The sequence below is a fragment of the Marinilabilia salmonicolor JCM 21150 genome (assembly GCF_000259075.1).
GTDB lineage: Bacteria > Bacteroidota > Bacteroidia > Bacteroidales > Marinilabiliaceae > Marinilabilia > Marinilabilia salmonicolor.
This window is the reverse complement of sequence record NZ_AJKI01000016.1, coordinates 15684-38999: the sequence shown is the minus strand read 5'-3', so window position 1 is coordinate 38999 and position 23316 is coordinate 15684. Positions and strand designations below refer to the sequence as shown.

General features: G+C 42.2%; 16 protein-coding genes. 9 read left to right on the top strand and 7 right to left on the bottom strand.

What is annotated here, in order from left to right; translation table 11 throughout:
- Positions 1-125: 125 nt before the first annotated feature.
- From W7W_RS0110410 to W7W_RS0110380, 7 genes are all read right to left on the bottom strand, one after another.
- Positions 126-1394 carry an SGNH/GDSL hydrolase family protein gene (locus W7W_RS0110410; RefSeq protein ID WP_010663709.1) on the bottom strand — a complete coding sequence of 423 codons (1269 nt, stop codon included), beginning with the start codon at positions 1392-1394 and terminating at the stop codon, positions 126-128.
- A gap of 91 nt (positions 1395-1485) precedes the next feature.
- Positions 1486-2373 (bottom strand): carbon-nitrogen hydrolase, encoded by an 888-nt coding sequence (locus W7W_RS0110405; protein WP_010663708.1) that lies wholly within the window; start codon positions 2371-2373, stop codon positions 1486-1488.
- 14 nt (positions 2374-2387) lie between these two features.
- Positions 2388-2693 carry a hypothetical protein gene (locus W7W_RS0110400; RefSeq protein ID WP_010663707.1) on the bottom strand — a complete coding sequence of 102 codons (306 nt, stop codon included), beginning with the start codon at positions 2691-2693 and terminating at the stop codon, positions 2388-2390.
- A gap of 65 nt (positions 2694-2758) precedes the next feature.
- Positions 2759-3796: an agmatine deiminase family protein gene (locus tag W7W_RS0110395; RefSeq protein ID WP_010663706.1), complete on the bottom strand. Its 1038-nt coding sequence runs from the start codon at positions 3794-3796 to the stop codon at positions 2759-2761.
- Positions 3797-4211: 415 nt separating this feature from the next.
- Positions 4212-5096 (bottom strand): DUF3078 domain-containing protein, encoded by an 885-nt coding sequence (locus W7W_RS0110390; RefSeq protein WP_010663705.1) that lies wholly within the window; start codon positions 5094-5096, stop codon positions 4212-4214.
- A 292-nt stretch (positions 5097-5388) separates the two neighbouring features.
- Entirely contained in the window at positions 5389-6216 is an 828-nt protein-coding gene (locus W7W_RS0110385; protein ID WP_010663704.1) for a mechanosensitive ion channel family protein, read from the bottom strand.
- A 115-nt stretch (positions 6217-6331) separates the two neighbouring features.
- Entirely contained in the window at positions 6332-7357 is a 1026-nt protein-coding gene (locus tag W7W_RS0110380) for a TIGR00341 family protein (protein WP_025007309.1), read from the bottom strand.
- Between the two features lie 376 nt (positions 7358-7733).
- Here W7W_RS0110380 and W7W_RS0110375 point away from each other — a divergent pair, with 376 nt between their 5' ends.
- The 9 genes from W7W_RS0110375 to W7W_RS24055 all read left to right on the top strand — a co-directional run bounded on the left by W7W_RS0110375 (position 7734) and on the right by W7W_RS24055 (position 23114).
- Complete coding sequence (locus W7W_RS0110375) at positions 7734-10883, top strand: SusC/RagA family TonB-linked outer membrane protein (protein ID WP_010663702.1); 3150 nt, start codon at positions 7734-7736, stop codon at positions 10881-10883.
- Positions 10884-10902: 19 nt separating this feature from the next.
- Positions 10903-12435 (top strand): RagB/SusD family nutrient uptake outer membrane protein, encoded by a 1533-nt coding sequence (locus W7W_RS0110370; protein WP_010663701.1) that lies wholly within the window; start codon positions 10903-10905, stop codon positions 12433-12435.
- A 47-nt stretch (positions 12436-12482) separates the two neighbouring features.
- Positions 12483-13961: a PKD domain-containing protein gene (locus W7W_RS0110365; RefSeq protein ID WP_010663700.1), complete on the top strand. Its 1479-nt coding sequence runs from the start codon at positions 12483-12485 to the stop codon at positions 13959-13961.
- A gap of 112 nt (positions 13962-14073) precedes the next feature.
- Positions 14074-15174 (top strand): family 16 glycosylhydrolase, encoded by a 1101-nt coding sequence (locus W7W_RS0110360; protein WP_010663699.1) that lies wholly within the window; start codon positions 14074-14076, stop codon positions 15172-15174.
- A 121-nt stretch (positions 15175-15295) separates the two neighbouring features.
- Positions 15296-17536 (top strand): glycoside hydrolase family 3 N-terminal domain-containing protein, encoded by a 2241-nt coding sequence (locus tag W7W_RS0110355; RefSeq protein WP_025007315.1) that lies wholly within the window; start codon positions 15296-15298, stop codon positions 17534-17536.
- Between the two features lie 144 nt (positions 17537-17680).
- Positions 17681-18571 carry a hypothetical protein gene (locus tag W7W_RS0110350; protein WP_010663697.1) on the top strand — a complete coding sequence of 297 codons (891 nt, stop codon included), beginning with the start codon at positions 17681-17683 and terminating at the stop codon, positions 18569-18571.
- Positions 18572-18578: 7 nt separating this feature from the next.
- Positions 18579-22034, top strand: a complete 3456-nt coding sequence (locus W7W_RS0110345) for a hypothetical protein (protein ID WP_010663696.1) — start codon at positions 18579-18581, stop codon at positions 22032-22034.
- Positions 22035-22046: 12 nt separating this feature from the next.
- Complete coding sequence (locus tag W7W_RS22025; protein WP_052312570.1) at positions 22047-22886, top strand: glycoside hydrolase family 17 protein; 840 nt, start codon at positions 22047-22049, stop codon at positions 22884-22886.
- Positions 22887-22955: 69 nt separating this feature from the next.
- Entirely contained in the window at positions 22956-23114 is a 159-nt protein-coding gene (locus W7W_RS24055; protein ID WP_148660982.1) for a glycosyl hydrolase family 17 protein, read from the top strand.
- Positions 23115-23316: the final 202 nt, after the last annotated feature.

The window sequence follows — 23316 nt, the reverse complement described above, 5'->3', positions numbered from 1 at the left end:
ATGAATGCCTTAAATATCAAGGAGTTTAATGATTGTATAAATATTTTGTCATGTACTTAGAAAATTAAATTAGAAAGCACCGGCGATGCGACACTTTCTCTTCATCCTTTTAATATGTTTAAAATCTACTGAAACAGCTTCAAGTCAATAGATTCTCCCATTGTAACATAACCTTTTTCATTAGGGTGCAGGAAGTCACCATCATGCAAATCAGATTTAATGGTGAGGGGATCTTCAGGGTTACGCATGGTTTTGTCGAAGTCAATTACCGCATCGAAGCGGCCACTTTTGCGAATCCAGTCATTTACAGTTGTTCTGGCTGACTGACGGTAATCTTTGTGATAAAATGACTTATCAAATGGGAGGATGGTGGCACCATAGACCAAAATTCCGTGTTCATGGGCCTTTTCAATCATTTGGTCATAAGCATTGATTAGATTTTCTGCGACTTTGGCTGCAGCAGCACTATCGGGTGTTTGTCCGATGTCATTGATTCCTTCCAGAATGATTAACCATTTCACACCGCTCTGATTAAGAACATCCCTTTCAAACCGGTCGATGGCAGAGGGCCCCAGACACTGCTTCAGAACGCAATTTCCGCCAATACCCTGGTTGAGTACTGCTACATCTTCTGTTTGCGGGTTTTGCACCAATCTCTCTGAAAGAATATCCGGCCAGCGATTTTGCTTATTGGTTCCCGATCCTCGGCCATCGGTAATTGAATTTCCTAAAATGGCAATGGAGGCAGCTTCTTTAGGGGCTTTAACCTCAATGTTGTTGATGGTGTACCAATGATCAGTTTTAACAGCCCCCTCAAACTCCTGATCATTAGTGTGATCTCCGGTTAAAATGTAGGAGGTAGTCCGGGAGCCGGGATGACCCGTTACGTCGGGGGAGGTTTCTCCGTAATGAATGGTGATGGCCAGATCCATCCGGGGCTGAAGGTTAAATTTTACCTCGTCGGAGATGACCCCTTCACCGGCGGGCATGGTTACTTCTTCCTGATTGTTGAAAGTTAGCGTTTTAAGTGTTGACGGATCAATGGTACTTTCGCCGTCAGAAACAGCAATTGTTACCGATTTCATGGTTACCGGGCTTGTGCTGAATTCATTGGAGAATCTCATTCTGAGTTTTTCTCCGCCAATGGAAACTCTGATTTTTTGGCGGAGCGTGTTTTCGCTGAGTCCCGGCTCTGGGGGCATATTGTGTGGCTCAACCAATTGGGGAGCTGTGGTCCAGGTGCCAACCCAATGTTGGTTGGTTTCTGCCTGGTGGCATCCCGAAAAGACAAATAAGGTGGTAACAATGCCTGCGATAAATAAAAAATTAGACATTACCCTGTAGCTATTCCGGATAATTGTTTCATGGACATTTCTATTTTTTCTTTTTTTCATGTTAAAGTGGATTGATGTTTTATTTTTCAGCATAAAATTGGAGAAAAAATCAAGATCTTACCACTTCATTTTGTGGAAAATGGTGGAAATTTTAATATTTATCGTCCAAAAAGCGCTTTGTGAGCCCGCCATAAGCTTCAATTCGGCGATCCCGGAAAAATGGCCATATCCGGCGAACGCTTTCCGAGCGCTGCAAGTCTATTTCCACAATCATATTGCTCTCCATATCGGTGGGGGCTTCGATCAGAATTTCTCCCTGTGGACCTGCGGCAAAACTGTTTCCCCAGAATTGTATGCCTCCTGTTACTTTTGAGGGATCCGGTTCATAACCCACCCTGTTGACAGATACAACGGGCAGTCCGTTGGCCACGGCATGGCCTCTTTGTGAAATTGTCCAGGCATCTTTTTGTCGCTTTTGTTCCTCAGGCGTATCTGTGGATTCCCAGCCTATGGCAGTGGGGTAAATGAGCAGATCAGCTCCCCGCATGGCCATCAGGCGGGCAGCTTCGGGGTACCATTGATCCCAGCAGACCAAAACGCCTAACCGTCCTACACTGGTATCGATGGGTTCAAATCCCATATCTCCGGGGGTGAAATAAAACTTTTCGTAATAGGCGGGATCATCCGGGATATGCATTTTGCGATATTTTCCGGCAATGGTTCCGTCTTTTTCCAACACTACTGCAGTATTGTGATAAAGTCCGGGGGCGCGTTTCTCAAACAAAGAGGTTACTATTACAACACCAAGCTCTTTGGCCAGCTGTCCAAATCGTTCTGTGGATGGTCCCGGAATTGTTTCTGCCAGGTCGAAAATATCAGTTTCTTCGGTTTGGCAAAAATAGAGACTGTTATGGAGCTCTTGCAAAACAATTAGTTGGGCTCCCTTAGCCGCAACATTCCGAATGTTTTTTTCCAGTCGCTGCACATTTCCAGCATTGTTTCCGCTGTTGCTTTGTTGTATGAGTCCTGTGGTAAGCATATCTTCTAATATTTTCAAAAATCAAAATGGCGTTGCTCAAAGGGTATGGATCTGACTTGCTCAATATTTTCTAATATTCTCTTGCAGTCAGATTCCAGTTTTTCCCTTTCCGGCGGATTGCCCCAAAACAAATCATCTATTTCCCAATCATCTGCTTTCATTATCTCTCTGGTCATTTTTTCGGCTCTTTTGAGGTATTCAGCCTCATTTTTACAATCACCGGATAAAACACCATAATGCAACGTCAGATCATGGGTTAATCTTTCGGCTTCTAATATGATACCATCGTAGGCCTCTCTTGATATGTCATCTGTATCCATTTGATGTATCTTTTATTTAGCATTCAACTCTTAATTCCCCTCTCTCATCTCTCAACCCTTATCTCTCAATCCTTTTCCCCCACCGTCCCTTCCGGCAATTGCATGGTAACGCAATGTAATGAGCCATGCTGTTTAATCAGGGGAAGGCAATTGATACCAATAATCTCTCTGTCCGGGAAAACACCTGCCAGAATTGCTTTTGCTTCCTGGTCTTTGGGACTGTTGTAAAAGGGTAACAATACAGCCTCATTAATGATTAGAAAGTTGGCATAGGTGGCCGGCAATCTATGTCCTTCTTCAAATACTGGATCTGCCATGGGAAGGGGGACAAGGTCATATGTTTTATCTTCCCTGGTTCTGAATTCCTGCAACTGTTGTTCCATTTTTTTTAGTGCAGAGAAATGCTCGTCTTCCGAGTCCTCGCATTTAACATAGGCAATTGTTTTAGAATTGCAAAAACGCGCCAGGGTGTCCACATGGCTGTCGGTATCGTCTCCGGTAAGGAAACCATGATCTATCCAAAGTATTCTTTCTGCCCCCAATGAGGCTTTAAATTCCTCTTCAATACGATTTTGGGATAAGGCTCCGTTGCGGTTTGCCGACATCAAACATTCGGTGGTGGTGAGAATGGTTCCCTGTCCGTCAGATTCGATGCTTCCACCTTCCAAAACAAAGTTGAGATGGTTCTCCCGCTTTACAACGGGTGAAAAAACCTTCTTCTCAAAAAGTCTTGAGGTAATCAGGTTGTCTTCGTTTGCAGCAAACTTTAAACCCCATCCGTCGAATTTGTAATCAAGACCGACCATTTTGTTTCCTTCTTTGACGAATATTGGCCCAAAATCTCTGGCCCACGTGTCATTGGTAGGACAACTAACGGTTTTAATCTTTTCCGGATAGCTGAATTGGTGTATGGGGAAGTTGTTTTCATCGCTTACCAGCACCATTACTTTCTCGAAGGTGGTCACAGCTTCGATAATGTTGACAAAGCACTCTCTGACTTCATCAAGCATTTCTGCCCAGTCGGTGCCGAAGTGTGGCCAGGCCAACAACACCGCATCCTGTGGTGCCCATTCTCCCGGCAATATTCGTTTTGTTTGCATCATAGGTTTTGCCAAAAAAGTCCGGTAAAAGCAGGATTTACCGGACTCCAAATTTGGGAAAAATATCAAATATTTTTACTATTGACTAAATAGTGTTTGTCCATAAAGTACCATTTACTGCGTTACGCTTGCCCGAAAATTACTCATTTACTCAAGTAAACTGCGTATTTTCGGGCTTCGCAAGCCTTGTAACTGGCACTTTCTTGACAAACACATGACCAGAAACAAATTTTGCTTATTTTTGGGGCAGACTAAATACTCTGTTTATGTGGGGGATTTTACTGATGATAAGAGGAATATTTGTCCATTTTGAATTTTGCCATTCCCTCAACCCCTCATCGCTCATTCCTCAACCCTCAACTCTCAACTTTCAACCCTCAGCGCTCAATCCTCAACCTTCATTCCTCATTCCTCATTCCTAGAACTTGTAATTAACGCCAAATCCAAACAACTGCTTAAACTGGATTCGTGGGCCATGTTCCACTCCGTCGGCATCCACATACTTGATGTCGTGATCGTACAGCAGGGTTGTTCCCAGACTTGCAGAAAGAAAACTATTGACTTTAAAATCAAATTTGGTTTCCCATTCCACATCAATTCTTTCGGGGTTATCTGCTAAGTTGGAAAACAAATCCAGTCGGGTCTTAAAGTCCACATTTTCAATCAGGTTCTCTTTTTTGTAAATACTTTTGATTGATGCACCAAACTCTGATCTGAGGTTTTCGCCCGGATCTACACCGTATGCACCCTGTGAAGAAAGTTGTTCGTCATGAACAATGGTCATCTTGCTGGTCAGGGGAGAGAGGTACAAAGAAAAATTATCATTGGGTTTGTAATCCATACCGAGCGATAATAGCAAATAGGCCGGTGACATGAATTTTGAGGTCATGATTGTGTTCTCCGGCGGATCTTTATATCCCAGATCCATTTGTGTTTTAAAATCAGCTAAAACGGTATAAAACCAATGCTCCGAAGCCTGTAGTCCGTATTTGGAAACAACCTGAATGCGGTCTTCTGTTTTTACCAGGTTTTCATCGCCCTGCTGAGTCAGTCCATACCCTATATCCAGTGTGTTTTCCCAGGCACTTTTGGCTTTTTTGTAATTTAAAAAAGCATTGAACAGAAATGTCCCGGAAACAGAGTTTTTACCTCCTCCCGACCAGTTGCTCAGCGATACCTGAGAGAAATTAAAAGCACCGTTTCCTCCTGCTTTCCAGTGTTTAACGGTGTCTGGTTCTTGCTGCCCAAAAGCCAACACAGGATACCATAGTAATAAGATTAGAATTTTGGTTTTTGTTGTCATTGATATATTGTTTTTGGATAGTAGAGGCACAATATTATGGGCCTCTACAGATAAATATTTTGTTAATTACAATCTCTATTGTCCGGAGAAATTTTGTTTTACCTGTTTAGATTGCTTCGGTTTCCTTGCAATGATTTGTCTTTAATGGATTTATGTAAGGAGGATGGAGTTGGTTTTCGGCTTAGCCTGAAACCAACTCCATCCTCCGCCAAACCTCCTTTCAGTGCCTGTCATTGCAAAGGGAGTGAAGCAATCAAAAATTTTTAACCGGACACCAGTGAATTACAATGCATTATTTTGCCTGAAATAAGTGTACATCTCTTTGCGGGAAAGGAATAGAAACTCCCTGACGGTCGAACTCCTTTTTGACGGTTTCCTGCATATCGAAGAAAATGCCCCAGTAATCTGCTGCATTGGCCCAAACTCTGGTGACCAGATCCACAGAACTTTCGCCAAGATTGATGACTCCGATAAAGGGTTCCGGATCTTTTAAGATGCGTTCATCCTTTTCGATGACACTCATTATTACTTCTTTTGCTTTGTCTATATCATCGTTGTAACCGATGCCAAAGGTGAAGTCAACCCGGCGAACAGGCTCTGTGGAATAATTGACGGTGCTGCCATTAGAAACCGGGCCGTTGGGTAAAATGATCGTTTTTTTGTCGGGGGTATTGAGGATGGTATGAAAAATCTGAATCTCCTTTACCGTACCGGAATGTCCTTCAGAAGTAATGTAGTCTCCTACTTTGAATGGTCTGAAAATCAGAATCATTACCCCTCCGGCGAAGTTTTGCAGGGTGCCGCTCAATGCCATGCCAATGGCCAGACCGGCAGCAGCCAGAATTGCCACAAAAGAGGTCATCTCCACTCCAAGCATGGTAACTACACTGATTACCAGCATGATTTTTAGTACGATGCCGGTCAGACTTATAAGAAAGGATTGTAAGCTGGCATCGAAGCCTTTGGCTTCAAACATCTTTTTCATGCCTTTTACAATCTTACTAATTACCCAAAGCCCAATAACAAGGGTAAGTATGGCCAGTAATAGTTGTCCGCCATACTTGAGGGCAATGTCAAGGATTTGTTCAGGATTGCTGAACCATTCTTTAAATTGTTCCATGTTTTTTGAGTTTAGTAATAAATGCAATTAAATTTTTGTAAAATTAGTCCATTTGTTTTCCAATTTCAATGTTTTAAGGGATATGGACAAGATTATGTTCAAATTACCCTTTATTTTACAGAAAATCAAAATTTAAGTGACTATAATACAAAATGAAAATTAAGATTAGTAATAAAAAAATCCATACGGAGATGGCTACTCTGGAGGTGTTCCTGGCAGTTCCTTCCTGATCCCAATTTGCAGGTTTAATGCCTTGTATCACAAAAGTAAGAACTCCAGACAGATTTATACATATAATATTTATGAACAACAGAAGAAGCGCTCCTGTGGCTGCTTCCCAATGACCTGCTCCCAGAAGCATTCCTAATACGACCAATGGGGGTAATAATGCGACTGCTACCATTACCCCAACCAAAGCGGATGCCACTCCCGTAGTAAATGCAAGAGCTCCGGCAATACCTGAGGCAAGTGAAAGACCAATATCACCCAGATTTGGCTTTGTCCGGGTGGATATTTGGTGAGCTGTGGGATCTATTTCGAGTATTAAGCCCAGCGCTATGGCAAATACAAGAGAAATGGCTATGCCGGCAAACGTTACTTTTAGTGCATTTTTTGCCAGATGAAAATCAGCCAGGGTCGTTGCCAGTGACAGTGCTACGTTGGGGCCCAATAATGGCGCTATGACCATGGAGCCTATGATGATGGCTTCGCTGTTACGCAAAAGTCCTGTGGCTGCTACAACTGTTGAAGCAAGCATCAGTATAATAAATACCCACGATAAGCGGGTGGAATCTACCAGATCGTGATACAGTTCTTCACGACTGATCCTGCCTTTACCTTGCTTCGCTGCATTTTCCTTTGCCGTACCCCGTTCTCTTTCCAGATCAGGGTCGTCGGGACGCGGAATGGTAGCTTCCACCGGATAAAGTATAATCCGGAAGGTGCCTGTGTTTGAAAAATGATGTTCTAGTTTGGTAATCAGGTGTTCACTGTCATCTACCGGTAAAAGAATGGATAGTTTGTAGCGTTTTTCATCAATGGTCTGATCCCAGCTTTCTATGCGCGACTCCCCCCGGATAAGACTGTGGAGATCTTCCTTTTGATCTGCGGGTACCACCACCTGCATTAATCTTAGTGCCATGATGTTTTTTATTCAATTTTAAGAATTTTAGTTTGACTTTTCAATATGTAAAGCAAATCATGTGATTTCTATAATAGGGGGGATGTGTAAAAATAATAATGTGTGGAGTAGATTTTAGAATCTTTATTTTAACAAAAAATCACATTAAGAAAAAATAGTAAATTGATAAAAGTGAGTTGTATCTTTATTGTAAGTGAATAATTAGTGTAATATATAAAAACTTAAAAAATAGGGTTTTAAAAATAACGGGGTGAGTTTTTGATGAGTTAAAAAATGTATAAGAGTGAGTTTTTTGTGAGTTGGAAAATTAGGAATGATTAACACTTGGGGTTACGTTTGCATCATGTTTTACTAAAATTCACAAATCAGTTTTGTTATGAGAAAAACATTAGGAATTTTGTTTTTAATGATGTGGACAACATTGTTGTTTGCTCAGGAGGTTACCGTTACAGGTAAGGTAACTTCCCAATCAGACGGCGACCCGATACCGGGTGTAAGCGTCGTACAAAAAGGAACCACCAATGGTACCATTACCGATGTGGATGGAAACTATTCGTTGACCCTTCCGGAAGGAGAAACAATAGCTTTTTCATTTATAGGTATGGAGACTGTTGAAGTGATTGCCGACCAAACCACTATTAATATTGCTTTAAAAGAGGCCTTTACTGACCTTGATGAAGTTGTGGTTGTGGGATACGGTGTGCAGAAAAAAAGTGTTGTGACCGCTGCGATTAGTAGTGTGTCCTCGGAGGACCTGGAATCTTCGAAACCCTCACGAATCGAGGATGTTTTGAAGGGAAAAGTTTCGGGTGTTCAGATTACGCAAAGCTCTGGTCAGCCTGGTTCTGACTCTAAAGTGCGTATCCGTGGTGTAGGTACCATTAACAATAGTGATCCACTTTATATTGTTGACGGAATGGCTGTTGGTGGTGGAATTAACTATCTGAACCCTACTGATATTGAATCAGTGGAGGTTTTGAAGGATGCTGCCTCAGCTGCTGTATATGGAGCACGTGCTGCCAACGGAGTTATCCTTGTTACTACCAAGTCGGGAAAAGCCGGAGATGCTAAAATCAATTATGATTTCTCTTACGGATGGCAAAATCCATGGAAAAAGAAATCTGTCCTGAATGCCAAAGAGTACATGGTTATTATGAATGAATCGTTGCTGAATGATGGAAACGCTCCTCGTTATAGTCAGGATGAGATTGCCAATGCCGGTGAAGGTACCGACTGGCAGGATGAGACTTTCTATTATGATGCACCAGTACAAAACCATCAGGTGAGTATTAGTGGTGGAAATGACAAGAGTACTTATTTTGTTTCTTTCGGATATTTCAGCCAGGATGGTATTGTTGGAGGCAACTATGGTCGTTCCAATTATGATCGTTACAGTGTACGTGCCAATAATACTTATGACGTTTTTAGTGCAGATCGTTTATTCCTGAACAACCTGAAGGTTGGGGTGAATGCTGGTTATTCACGTATTGTTTCTTCCGGCATTGAAACCAACTCAGAGTATGGCTCAGTTTTGGGAAGTGCTATTACTTTTAATCCGTTAGTTCCTGTTTATGCAACAGATCCGGATCAGGTACTTGCAGATCATCCCACAGCAGTGACTGATTCCGAAGGACGTGTATATTCTGTTCCTCCTTCAGGATTCCAGGAAATTGCCAACCCTGTTGCCATGTTGGATGCACCTACAGGAAGTGAGGACAATTCAGACAAGATTGTTTCTTCATTCTGGGCCGAACTGGATGTGGTTGAAGGTTTAAAATTTAAGTCCAGCTATGGTGTTGATCTCGCTTTCTGGGGAGGTGACGGATATGAATTTGAGCATTTTCTGGCTACTCAGGGGAAAGAGTTGACTCGTAGTCATGTATATTCTAATATGCACAGAGGTTTTACCTGGCAGGTTGAAAATACATTGACTTACAATAAGTCTATTAATGATCGGCATAACTTTACTTTGCTGTTAGGACAATCTGCTCAGGAATATACTTATCGTAATTTGTATGGAGATGATTACGATTTGTTGGAAAATAATCCTGATAAAGCGGTTATTGATTATGCCATTGCTGATCGCGATGATGAGCGAGTTGCAGGTGGAACCGGTGGATTTTCTGTGGAGTCATTGGCTTCCTACTTCGGTCGAATAGACTACAACTTTGATGAGAAGTATATGATTCAGGCTACCGTTCGTCGTGATGGTTCTTCCCGCTTCGGATCCGAAAACAAATGGGCTATTTTCCCGTCTGTTTCTCTTGGATGGAACGTTACCAATGAAGGTTTTCTTGATGGACGTCCCGATTGGTTTGATTATCTGAAAATTCGTGCCAGCTGGGGACAAAATGGTAACCAGAGCATTGGTAACTTTGCTTACACCTCCTTGATGGATGGTAATCAGAACTATTATTTTGGTTCCGGTGACTACTCTACTATGCAGTATGGTGCCAGTCCTGCTCGTATCGCTAATCCCGATTTGATTTGGGAAGAGTCTGAGCAAATTGACATTGGTTTCGATGCTCGTTTTTTCAATAGCGCCATCGTATTTGGATTCGATTACTTTAAGAAAACTACCAACGGTATGTTGATGGAACAACCTATCCCTGCTTATGTTGGAAAAGGTGCACCATTGGCTAACGCTGGTGATATGGAAAATAGTGGTCTCGAATTCGAATTGAATCACAAAGGTAATTTTGGCGAATTGAATTACAATGTAGGGCTGAATGCTTCCTATCTACAGAATAAACTCATCGATATGGGTAATGAGTCTGGTGAGCAGATTTATGAGGATGCAGGAGCAACCGGTGTCGGAGCTTATGTGAAAGGTGAAAACGGAGAGGTATTCCCTTATTTCTATGGATATAGAGTTGATGGTATTATTCAAAATGCAGAAGAAGCTGCTGCCTACAATTCAACTTATGGACAAAATGCCCTTCCGGGTGATGTTCGCTTTATGGATATTGCCGGTGCAGAAGATGGTGGCCCCGATGGTAAAATTAATGATGCCGACCGGACCAAAATTGGTAAAGGAATGCCTGATTGGACTTTCGGTCTGAACATTAATGCTGACTGGAAAAACTTTGACCTCAGTATGTTCTTCCAGGGAGCTTACGGAAACGATATTTTTGATTATTCTGTACGTGGTGATGTCCCGGCAATGAACCGTCCCTCATGGATTTTGGATCGTTGGACAGGTGAAGGAACTTCCAACTGGCTTCCCCGAATGACCCGCGAAAATGCAAATGGGAACTGGCGTTCTTCTGAACTTTATATTAAAGATGGTTCTTATGTGCGCCTGAAGAACATTCAATTAGGATATTCTCTGCCCAGTCAGCTTCTTCAATCTTTAGCCATCGAACGTTTGAGATTTTTTGTCTCTGCCGAGAACCTGTTAACTCTGACCGAGTATGATGGATTTGATCCCGAGATTGCTTCCGGAGGTTATACCACTATTGGTGTTGACCGGGGTATCTATCCTCAGGCCCGTACTATTTCAGTTGGAGCGAACATTACTTTCTAACATAAAAATTGAATCAGTTATGATAAAATATATTAAAACAGTTGCTCTTGCCGCATTAGTGGGTTTATCTTCCTGCGGTGAAGACTTTTTGACTGCTTATCCTACTGCTTCTCAAGAAGCCGGGGGAGAGGCAACAAAAGGAGCCATTGAAGCAAACCTTGCTTCGGCTTATCAGATTCTTCTTTTTGACAGCTATGCAGATTATAATTACAATAGCATTGTGCTGATGTCAGATTTACGTTCTGATGATATTTTTAAAGGTGGAGGTGATGCCGGTGACCAGGCACAACTTTATCGACTTTCCCAATTGGATCCTTCACCTCGTGAACTTCCAGGTGGACTTTGGAATATATATTACAGTGGCCTCAGCCGTGCCAATAATGCCATTATTGCTGCTGAGAATGCTGTTGACGTGAGCGAAGCTGATGTAGCTCGTTTGAGTGCCGAGGGACGTTACCTGAGAGCTTATTTTGTTCATTGGCTTTGGAAATTCTGGGGTAACATTCCTTACTTTGAGGAAGACCTCGCAGAACCTTATATGGCTCCGCAATATACTGCTGATCAGATTTACAACGAATTAATTGAAGATCTTGATTATGCCATTGAGGGGAACAAGTTGCCAATGAGTGTAAGCGCTTCTGAGGATGGTAGAGCAACACGGGCTGCAGTAATGATGCTCAAAGCACGTGTGGTAATGTATCAGCAGGATGAAACTCGTTACCCTGAGGTTTTGGCCGATATGGCAGAAATTATTAACAGTGGTGCTTATGAGCTGATGCCCGATTACGCTTCTATCTGGCCTCGTGACGGAGAATTCTGTGGTGAGTCAATCTTTGAAGTAAATCACCTTCCCGAAGGAAAAGACTGGGGTGCTGCATGGCAGGGCTACGGGACCAACCTTCCTGCTTTTATCGCTCCTAACGAGTTGAAAGGGGATGACTTATTGAGTGGCGATACTACCTTTGTTGGTGGCTGGGGATTTGGACCGATTCGTCCGGAAATACCTTCCATTTTTGAAGAGGGAGATGAGCGTCTTGCTGCATCTGTAAATCAATTCGAGGATGGTACTTATACCGCTCGTTTTCAGAATACCGGTTTGTTTATGGCAAAGTATGCAGCTCGTGAAGAGTATAACGATGCCCCTTACACCGTGGATTTGAACTATGAGAATAACCTCCGGATTTTCCGTTATGCCGAAACGCTGCTGAATGCTGCCGAATTGATGGGTATGCATGGTGTGGCCCCTGTTGAAGGGCTTACTGCTCAGTGGTGCCTGGACGAAGTGCGCAAGCGTGCCATGAATGACAATTTTGTATCTGTTCCTGCTAACGAAGAAAATATCAAACTGGAACGTCGCCGTGAATTTATCGGTGAAGGAATGCGCTTCTGGGATCTGGTACGCTGGGGAGATGCCAATCAGCTGACTGAAAATATCGACGAGTACTCTTCTGTCAGAACATGGGAAGATTATAAGAAATATCTGCCTATTCCTCAGTCAGAAATCGATCGTACTTCAGGTGAGTTTAAACTGGAGCAAAATGCAGGTTATTAATCCCTGATTATTGTATCTAATTTATGGATCATAAAAGAAAAACAGATATGAAAAATATATTGAAAACAGGAATCATGATGGCAATGGCTTCGTTGCTGTTTGTGGCCTGTGAACCTCAGGAATTTGATGACTATGATCTGGGGTCTGCACCTCAGTCAGAGCAATTGAGTTTCTCAGTTAATCCAAAGGCCGATCAACCTAATGTTATTGCATTTAGTAATACTACTGATCGTCCCGGTATTGCAACCTGGACATTTGGCAATGGTGCCAGTGGAAAAGGCCAGTCGGCCACCAGTGAGTATCCCTTCGCAGGATCGTATGATGTGACCATGACTTTGGTTACTGATGGTGGTGCTGCTACTTTTACCAAAACCATTGAAGTAGCAGAAGACGACCTTTCATTGTTACAGAATCCCCTTTATACTGCATTGACCGGTGGTGCCGACAATGCTGAAGGTAAAACATGGGTGTTTGACCAGTATAATGGTGGCCACTTTGGTGTTGGACCTGGTGAAGCTTTTGCTGATGGACCGACTATGACTGCTGATTGGTGGAATGCAGGTGCGAATGACAAACTGGAGTGTTCACTTTATACCAATAAGTTTACCTTTAAGCAGGTTGGTGTGGAAATGATCTGGGAAAACAATGGTTTTGTTTATACCAATGGTGCTGGTGCTGCTGCTCTTGCCGATATGGGATATACCAATGCTGTTGTGCCACCTGCAGGAGACCTGGATGTTGAATATTCTCCCAATGCAAGCTATAATTTTAGTCTGGTTACTTCTGACTCTACTTTGATTTTGAGTGACGGAGCATTTTTTGGACATTATGCAGGTACTTCTACCTACAAGATTCTTTCGATTTCAGAGAATGAGATGTATTTGCGTGCTCAAAGTACTGTAGAGCCTGTCAATGCGTGGTATTACCGCTTGATTCCTGAAGAGTTGAATGTGGAGCCCGAGGAACCGGAATTGCCTCTGGAAGCCAATCCGTTGAGCGAAGATTTTGAAAGTGAAACCCCATCTGTAGTATTTGCTACTGAAGCCATGGGCGATCGCACCAATGCACACTATCAGAATCCTGCTCCTTTCAATGGCAATCAGTCTGACTATGTATATCTTTATGAGAAGAAAGCCGGTGAGTTTTATTCTAATATTTCGTATGTAGCCCAGGATTACAAATTTGATCTTACTACTCAGAATAAGATTTCATTGCAGGTATTCATTCCGTCCTATAACGATTATACTACTGAGAATAATGTTGCAGGCGAATGGATTGCCAACAACCAACTTCAAGCTTCCATTGCTGTGAAGCTCCAAAACAATGATTTGGGAGGAAGTGCCTGGGAGACTCAGACAGAAATTTTGGAAACAGGTCTGGAAACAGGAAAATGGATCGAATTGACCTTTGACTTTAGTCATGTTGCCGACCGCGAGGATTACAACAAGATCGTGATCCAATTCGGTACCGAAGGTCATGATGGAGGAGGTATTTTCTTCTTTGATGATTTCGAATTTCATGAATAAGTAGATAATTATCACATACAAATCAGAACTAATATTTTTTGGAAAGTGGAGTTTATTCTCCACTTTCCATTTTTCCCTGCTTTTTCTTTCATACGCAACTAATTTCTTTGAGATGGATAGGTTACTGTTAGGTGTTAAATTATTAATTATTGCAATTATTATCCCTGCATGTTTATCGTGCAGTAAAGAAGACAATCAGGAAGGTTATACTGCTGATTTCTCCATTGAAGTTGATTCACAAAATCCGAATAATATTATTCTTACCAATTTGTCATCCGGCGATTATTTATATGTGGAATGGGACTTCGGTAATGGCCAGTCCACCGGTAAAAATGCAGACAAGGATCAGAAACAAACGGTCTATTATCCTTTGAAAGGTGAATATGAAGTCACTTTAACTATTTGGGGCTCCCTAAATAGTATCGCCGATACAAAAACGATGACAAAAACCGTCATTATTGACGCTGATGACCCTGATTATACTGTTCCCGGAGGATTAATCTGGTCCGATGAATTTAACAGTTCATCTGTGAACAAGTCAAATTGGACTTTTGAGATCGGAACCGGTGACTGGGGATGGGGTAATGATGAACTGCAGTACTACACCGATGGTGATAATGTTGAAATTACTGATGGTAAGTTGGTCATCACAGCCAGAAAAGAGAATGACAATAAAGAACGAGGCTCTTATACCTCAACCCGTATGGTCACAATGAACAAGCAGGAACTTACTTACGGACGGATTGAAATTCGTGCAAAACTGCCTTCCGGAACCGGTGTCTGGCCGGCAATTTGGATGCTTGGCAGCAATTTAGGACAAGTTGGATGGCCGGCATGTGGCGAAATCGATATCATGGAATATGTGGGGTATCAGCCTGATATTGTTCATTCTACAGTGCACACAACAGCAGGGTCAGGTGGCAATGGCAGTGGTAGTAGCATGTCTTTACCTACTGCAGAAGAGGATTTCCATATTTATGGGGTATTATGGACTGAAGAATCTCTTACTTTCTATGTTGACTCACCTGATAATATCGTGCATGTCTATGCTCCTGCTTCTAAGAATGATGCTAACTGGCCATTTAATAAACCTCACTTTTTTATTCTGAATCTTGCAGTAGGTGGAACCTGGGGAGGGGCACAAGGTATTGATAACAGCATTTTCCCGCAATCGATGGAAGTTGATTACGTAAGGGTTTATGAATTGGATTAAAACAGGTAGGTACGCAGGGATTGTTGAATCAGAAAAATGTGAATACCTGTATGTAGGAGATTTAGTGAATGGAATGATGCCTGCTGATAGGGTTATCGGAAAAAATAAATGAAGATATAAAATGAAAAGCTTAAAACATTTACCAGTAATAATCATCATGATGCTTGTCAGCCTGGCATGCCAGATGAGTGATAGCAGTGATAAGATTTCAGGTGTTGAAGAGAGGGTTGAACAGCTGTTGGGAGAAATGACTCTTGATGAAAAAATCGGACAGATGTGCCAGGTGAGTGGTGGTCAGGGTAACGAAGAGAGCATTCGACAGGGCATGATTGGATCAATCCTGAATGAGGTGGATCCGGAAAATATTAACCGACTGCAGAAAATTGCAGTTGAAGAAAGTCGTTTAGGTATTCCGATTATTGTTGCCCGTGATGTTATTCATGGCTTTAAAACAGTTTTTCCTATTCCATTGGGACAAGCAGCAACCTGGAACCCGGAGTTGGTTCAGAAAGGCTCACGTATTGCTGCATCGGAGGCTGCTTCCACAGGTGTAAGATGGACTTTTGCTCCAATGATTGACATCAGCAGAGATGCCCGCTGGGGCCGTATTGCTGAAAGTCTTGGTGAAGATCCTTACCTGACTTCCGTTTTAGGTGCTGCCATGGTCACGGGTTTTCAGGGTGACAGTCTTAACGGTGAAACAAGCATAGCGGCCTGCGCAAAGCATTTTGCGGGTTATGGTGCCGCCGAAGGTGGGCGTGATTACAATACTACTTCTATTCCTCCCCGTGAACTGCGCGATATTTATCTACCTCCTTTCAAAGCTGCAGTTGATGCCGGTGTTCGTACTTTTATGTCCGGTTTTAATGAAGTTGACGGTGTGCCGGCAACAGCCAATAAATATCTTCTTACAGATGTATTGCGCAACGAGTGGCAATTCGATGGTTTCGTGGTGAGTGACTGGGCATCCACCTGGGAAATGATCAATCATGGTTTTGCAGCTGATGAGAAAGAAGCTGCCCACCGTGCCATTAAGGTCGGTGTCGATATGGAAATGGCCACCACCACCTATAGAGATAATATAGCTGCGTTGCTGAAAGAAGGAGCTTTAAATATTGAAGATATTAATCAGGCTGTTCGCAATATACTGCGTGTGAAATTTGAACTTGGTTTATTCGATAACCCCTATATCGCTGAAGAAAAACAAAACCAGTTTGCCAGGCCCGAATATCTTGAAGCTGCAAACTTAGCTGCCACACAGAGTATGGTATTGCTTAAAAATGAACAGAAAACATTACCAATCAATTCTTCTTCAAAAATTGCTCTTATCGGACCGATGGCCGATCAGCCCTATGAACAATTAGGTACCTGGATTTTTGACGGGGATACTACTTTAACAGTAACACCACTTCAGGCTTTTAATAAGACTTTTGGTCAGGAGAATGTTTTATTTGCCGAAGGAATGCCCATTAGCCGGACACGTCACCAAAAAGGCTTTAGAAAAGCGATTGAGCAGGCCAAAAATTCAGATGTGATCGTTTTTTGCGGAGGTGAGGAATCCATTTTATCAGGTGAGGCACACTCACGTGCGAATATTGATTTGCCTGGTGTACAAAATGAACTGATTAAAGAATTGAAGAAAACCGGCAAACCTCTTGTTTTGGTGGTTATGGCCGGACGTCCGTTGACCATTGGTGAAATCAGTGAACATGCCGATGCGGTTGTTTATGCCTGGCATCCGGGAACTATGGGAGGAGCCGCCCTGGCTGATATCGTCTCAGGAAAGGCAAATCCTTCCGGTAAATTGCCTGTTACCTTTCCAAAAGTTGTAGGTCAGATCCCCATCTATTACAATCACAAAAATACAGGACGCCCGGCTAATCCCGATTCCTGGACTCAGATGTATGATATTCCTGTAAAAGCTCCTCAGACGTCATTGGGCAATGAGTCGCATTACATTGATGCGGGCTTCATACCCTTGTATCCTTTTGGTTACGGATTGTCTTATACATCCTTCGAATACAGTGATTTGAGTTTGGATAAGGAGGTTTATGCCCGCGATGAAACCATTGAAGTTCGTTTTACCCTGAGTAATACCGGAGAATTCGCAGGAGAGGAAGTAGCACAGGTTTATGTACGCGATCTCGTTGGTAACGTTACCCGGCCTGTGAAGGAGCTAAAAGCATTTGAAAGAATTGATCTTCAAAAAGGCGAATCGAAAACAGTAACATTAACTATTCCCGTTCAAGAGCTGGCATTTACGAATATTGATATGAAGCAGGTGGTTGAGCCGGGCGAATTCCAACTTTGGGTGGGAGGCGATTCTAATGCCCATCTCACAACCGGTTTTGTAGTCCGGTAATGATTGTGACAGGCATCTGAAGGGTTGTCCTACTGTCACAAATCCGGAGTACTGTGAATTAGAGTAATCTAATTATATATCAATGTATACTAAAATATAATAAGCTGGTGGCTGATTACCGGCCACCAGTTCAAAAATATTGCAATGATTGGATTAACCAGAGGTCACATAAAATTGAATATAGAGAAACCACAGCAAGGTTACATCGGTTCACGTTTCGACTGGACTGGGAAAGTAATTCAGCTTTGGTGGAAAGGTATTCCATTTTGTACTTCTGAGCTGTTTGACAGTCATTCAGACCAGCAGGGTAAGGGGTTTTTTAATGAATTTGGCATTGATCAACCCAATGGGTACGATGAAATGAAACCAGGGAAATTCTTTCCTAAAGTTGGCGTCGGAATGCTTCGGAAAGAAGACAACAAGGAATATGACTTTTTTAATAACTATGAGTGTCTTCCTTTTGAATTTGCCGCTGAAGATGATGATGTTAATGTGAAATTTAAATGTACCAACAGTTTTGATCAATTTGCCTTTGTTCTTGAAAAAACGATAAAGCTTACCGATAAAGGGTTTGTTATTGAATACCAGCTTGAGAACCGGGGGAAAGAAACATTCAATACTTCGGAGTACGTTCACAATTTCCTTTCACCTGGTAAGCGAGTGCTATCAACTGAACATCAACTTGTTGTTGGAGAGGAAATTGATGAGAAGGAATTTTCCCAAGGCTTAAACCCCAATAACTGTCTGTCATATTCAGGAAACAAAATATCCTGGAAAAATACCCCGGATTCTGACTTTTTCTTTGAGAAAATATCAGAACCAAAGGAAGAAGGCTTCAATTGGAAACTGATAGACAGGCATCTGAATGTGTCCATTTCCGAAACAGTGGATTTTATGCCGGCAAAGATAAACCTCTGGGGGCGAGCTCATGTAGTAAGTCCCGAACTGTTTAAGAGCATTTCACTGCAACCGGGTGAAACCGACCGTTGGCAAAGGGTCTTCGAAATTAACCAGGTAGAAAGCGAAACAAACTAAATATTACATGATGACAAGAAGAGAGATCTATTTAGGAGATACGAATTTGAACGACAACATGAATCGTGTGGATGGCGAATTTGTCGTTTTTGACAATGAGAAATATTACAAAATAAGTCATTACGATGTGATGGATGACTTTTTTATGAGCATCGTTAGTGACTCTGATCATTGGATGTTTTTGTCCAGTAATGGCTCATTATCTGCAGGAAGAAAAGATCGTGATAATGCTCTCTTTCCATATTATACCGATGATAAGATCCACGATTATCAGCGAATGACAGGAAGTTTTACCAGTTTATTGGTTGAAAAAGATAATAAAACCTGGTTATGGGAGCCTTTTGCAAAGGAGACTTCTCAGGTTTACAAAATCGCACGTAACGTATATAAAAGTATTTACGGTAATAAAATCATTTTTGAGGAAGAGAATCCGGATCTTGGAGTAAGTTTTCAATATTCATGGGCCAACAGCGAAAAGTTTGGTTTCATTAGAAAATCCTCGATAAAGAATAATGGAGATGATAATATCAAGGTAGAGGTTTTAGATGGTATCCGCAATATTTTGCCGTATGGTGTAGATTATGCTTTTCAAAATGAATTCAGCAATTTGCTTAATGCCTACAAGAAAAACGAACTTTTGGCAAAAAGTGGATTGGCTGTTTTTTCGTTAAGCTCTATCCCGGTTGACCGTGCCGAGCCCAGTGAATCGCTCAAAGCTACTACTGTATGGTCGTGGGGCCTTGATAACAACATCATTCTTTTGTCTGACAATCAGATTAACAGTTTCAAGTCGGGACAAAGTTTAGTTACCGAAGAAGATGTAAGAGCTGCTCGCGGTGCCTATCTTATTAACAATGCTTTTGAGTTAAAAGCCAATGAATCGAAATACTGGGGTCTTGTTGCTGAAATTAACCAGGATGGTGGTGCCGTAGCTGAACTTAACCATTTTATTCAAACTGAAATGGATATTGAGGGTGTTATTTCCGCTGATATAGAAAATGGCACCAGAAACTTGATTGAAATAGTAGCAGATGCTGATGGTTTACAGCTTGGCAGTGACGATTTAAGTTGCGCGCGTCATTTCTCTAATACCCTGTTTAATGTCATGCGGGGAGGTATTTTTAATGATGGCTACCAGATTGATGCTGCTGATTTCAAATTGTTTGTTAATAAGGTTAATAAAAAGGTTGAAGCTGCCTTTTCAACCTGGTTGGCTGAACTGCCCGCCCAACTGTCAAATAAAGAACTGATTGATAAAGCTGAAGCAGAAGGGAATGCCGATTTAATTCGCATCTGCTATGAGTATTTGCCATTAACATTTAGCCGTCGTCATGGTGATCCAAGTCGTCCCTGGAATAAATTCTCCATTGAAACGAAAAATGAAGACGGCAGTCCCAAGTTGAGTTACGAGGGTAACTGGCGTGATATTTTCCAAAATTGGGAAGCGCTGGGACTTTCATTTCCTGAATTTGTGGAAGGCATGATGGCAAAATTCCTGAATGCTTCAACACCTGACGGCTATAATCCCTACCGAATTACCCGTGAAGGGATAGACTGGGAGTGTCCCGATCCTAATGATCCATGGGCGTATATTGGTTATTGGGGTGACCATCAGATTATTTACCTGCAGAAACTACTTGAGTTATCAGACAAATACCATCCCGGACAGTTGGAAACACTTCTTTCGAAAGATATTTTTGTTTATGCCAATGTGCCGTACCGTATCAAGTCTTACAAGGATATTGTTTCCAATCCCCAGGATACCATTGAATTTGATGCTGCATTAAATGCCTGCATTAACGAAAAAGTTGCTGAATCAGGTGCTGATGCCCGGATGTTGGCCGACTCCAACGGAGAGCTTTACAGGGTTAATCTTACTGAAAAGATTTTGGTGACGCTACTGGCCAAGTTAAGCAACTTCATTCCCGAGGCAGGAATCTGGCTCAATACACAACGCCCGGAGTGGAACGATGCTAATAATGCATTGGTGGGCAACGGTGTCTCCATGGTTACACTGTATTACATGCGTCGCTTCATCAAGTTCTGGGCCGATCATCTGGAAAACTTGTCAGGCCATGAAATAACCCTTTCAATTGAGGTGAAGCAGTTGCTGGATGTGGTTCATAACTTATTTGCCAACAATACCGGACTGCTTGAAAAGGGATTCAGTAAAGCTGATAGAAAACGCTTTGCCGATACATTGGGTAAAGCCGGAGAAGCATATCGTAACACTATTTATCAGGAATCTTTTAAAGGAGAACGTGTTCGTATTGAAACGGATGAACTGAAGCAGTTTCTGGATGTGGCATTGGAATATATGGATCAATCCATCCGTGCCAACAAGCGCGAAGATGGCTTGTATCATGCCTATAACCTTATTGCTTTTGATTCTGAGGGAATATCCATTCGATATCTTTATGAAATGCTTGAAGGTCAGGTGGCTGTATTGAGTTCCGGGTATCTGGATGCCAATGAGAGCCTCAGCGTAATGGATGCTTTAAAAGACAGTGCCTTGTTCCGTGAAGATCAGTACAGTTACATTTTATATCCTGATCGTCAATTGCCGCTGTTTGCAGAGAAGAACAATATACCTGCAGAGAAAGTGGAAGATTCAGCCTTGCTTGCAAAATTGGTGGCAGATAACAACACCACAATTCTATCACGTGACAATCTTGGCAACTATCATTTCAACGGGGTTATGCGCAATGCTGATGAATTGGTTAAAGCACTGGATGCATTACCGGATGAGAAATATGGTAAACTGGTTGATGAAGACAAAGAAAGGATATTGGCCATTTACGAATCAATGTTTGATCATCAGTCATTTACCGGTCGGTCAGGTACTTTCTATGGTTATGAGGGACTCGGAAGCATATACTGGCACATGGTGTCCAAGCTTTTGCTTGCTGTTCAGGAGAACTATTTTGTGGCAGAGAAAAACAATGTTGATCCGACAGTTATCGGACGTTTAAAAGATCATTATTACGAAGTTAAGGCTGGTATCGGATTGTATAAATCACCCGATTTATATGGGGCTTTTCCCACGGATGCATATTCCCATACTCCGGGTGGTGCCGGGGTGAAGCAACCGGGAATGACCGGTCAGGTAAAGGAAGATGTTATCACACGTATGGGAGAACTTGGTGTAGAGGTTAATAATGGGGAGATTGTGTTGAATACTTCGTTAATGAATCCTGAAGAATTACTCAGGCAGGAGGCAGCGTTTACCTATTATGATGTTGAGGATAACAAACAGGTGTTGAATCTCAAACCCGGACAACTGGCATATACTATTTGTAAGGTACCGGTGGTTTATTCTAAATCTGATAAAAGTGAGGTAGTTGTGACAATGTCTGATGGTGAAAAGATAACCTTCTCTGACAATGTTATTGATGCTGATACTTCAGGTAAAATATTTAAGCGCATTGGAGTGGTTAAATCCATTGAGTTAAAAACAAAATAAAATGAAATGAGTATGTCCAGGTCCATAATCTTGTCAACAATAATAGCTCTGACCCTTGTCGCCGGCGTTTCCGGCTGTCAGTCAGGCAAAAAGCAGCAAAATAAGTCTGCTGATAACGAAAAAAAATCAGCATCTATTCAACAAAATGAGGAGGATTTGCTGGCCGGTACGCACCGTGCCGTTTGTTATTCTGGTTTCCGCAGCGGACAGCATCCCGACAGGGGTGATGGTGCGGTATTGCCCAGCGATGAAGAGATACTTGAGGACTTGCAGATTATCAGTCAGGACTCCCTTTTTAATCTGATCAGGTTGTATGATTCTCAGCATAATTCGGCTTCCGTATTGCGAATTATTGATGAACATGATCTTCCAATTAAGGTGATGCTCGGCATCTGGCTCAAAGCAGAATTAAGTAACCATGAAGGCTGTGCCTGGCTCAATGACCCGATTCCTCAGGAGGTGCTTGATCAGAATAATGTTGACAATCAGGCAGAAATTCAGCGTGGAATCAATCTGGCGAATCAGTATGCTGATATTGTTGCCGCTGTAAATGTGGGGAATGAAGCCCTGGTGGATTGGAATGACCATTTGGTGGAAACTGATTCGGTAATTGCCTACTGCAGAAAGGTGAAAATGGCTATTGACCAACCTGTTACTGTTGCCGAGAATTATGAATGGTGGGCTGCTCATGGAGAGAAGCTGGCTGGGGAACTGGATTTTATTGCCATTCACATCTATCCGGTGTGGGAAGGAAAAGACATTGATGAAGGCTTAAGTTACTCCATAGAAAATGTTCAAAAAGTACGGGACGCATTGCCCAACAGCACCATAGTTATTAGTGAAGCCGGTTAGGCCAGTGAAGGATCTGAATTTGGAGAACGTGCCAGCGAGGAAAAGCAGTTGAGGTACTACAATGAGCTGATGACATGGGCCAAAAAAATGAATATCACTACCTTCTTTTTTGAAGCCTTTGACGAGGATTGGAAAGGAGATCCGAATAACCCTTTAGGGGCCGAGAAACACTGGGGCTTGTATAATATAGACCGGAGTCCCAAAAAGGTTTTGATACAGAACCATTAGCCTGGTTTATTGACTTCGTCGAACTTCGTTTCATGAGTCTTGGTTATGAGATGCTTAAATACCAATGAATCCAGGCAACCGCAGAGAAAATTGATGAAGAAAATAGTGAACTATTTTCAAGTCAATTTTATTGAGGACGCCTGAATTTAGCAGGTAGTTGAACATCGTAATAGATAATTTATGAATAATCCCGGCTGGAAAC

Coding starts and splice junctions, on each gene's coding strand:
- W7W_RS0110410 (WP_010663709.1), bottom strand. CDS start 1,394: ATGAAAAAAAGAAAAAATAGAAATGTCCATGAAACAATTATCCGGAAT.
- W7W_RS0110405 (WP_010663708.1), bottom strand. CDS start 2,373: ATGCTTACCACAGGACTCATACAACAAAGCAACAGCGGAAACAATGCT.
- W7W_RS0110400 (WP_010663707.1), bottom strand. CDS start 2,693: ATGGATACAGATGACATATCAAGAGAGGCCTACGATGGTATCATATTA.
- W7W_RS0110395 (WP_010663706.1), bottom strand. CDS start 3,796: ATGATGCAAACAAAACGAATATTGCCGGGAGAATGGGCACCACAGGAT.
- W7W_RS0110390 (WP_010663705.1), bottom strand. CDS start 5,096: ATGACAACAAAAACCAAAATTCTAATCTTATTACTATGGTATCCTGTG.
- W7W_RS0110385 (WP_010663704.1), bottom strand. CDS start 6,216: ATGGAACAATTTAAAGAATGGTTCAGCAATCCTGAACAAATCCTTGAC.
- W7W_RS0110380 (WP_025007309.1), bottom strand. CDS start 7,357: ATGGCACTAAGATTAATGCAGGTGGTGGTACCCGCAGATCAAAAGGAA.
- W7W_RS0110375 (WP_010663702.1), top strand. CDS start 7,734: ATGAGAAAAACATTAGGAATTTTGTTTTTAATGATGTGGACAACATTG.
- W7W_RS0110370 (WP_010663701.1), top strand. CDS start 10,903: ATGATAAAATATATTAAAACAGTTGCTCTTGCCGCATTAGTGGGTTTA.
- W7W_RS0110365 (WP_010663700.1), top strand. CDS start 12,483: ATGAAAAATATATTGAAAACAGGAATCATGATGGCAATGGCTTCGTTG.
- W7W_RS0110360 (WP_010663699.1), top strand. CDS start 14,074: ATGGATAGGTTACTGTTAGGTGTTAAATTATTAATTATTGCAATTATT.
- W7W_RS0110355 (WP_025007315.1), top strand. CDS start 15,296: ATGAAAAGCTTAAAACATTTACCAGTAATAATCATCATGATGCTTGTC.
- W7W_RS0110350 (WP_010663697.1), top strand. CDS start 17,681: ATGATTGGATTAACCAGAGGTCACATAAAATTGAATATAGAGAAACCA.
- W7W_RS0110345 (WP_010663696.1), top strand. CDS start 18,579: ATGATGACAAGAAGAGAGATCTATTTAGGAGATACGAATTTGAACGAC.
- W7W_RS22025 (WP_052312570.1), top strand. CDS start 22,047: ATGTCCAGGTCCATAATCTTGTCAACAATAATAGCTCTGACCCTTGTC.
- W7W_RS24055 (WP_148660982.1), top strand. CDS start 22,956: ATGACATGGGCCAAAAAAATGAATATCACTACCTTCTTTTTTGAAGCC.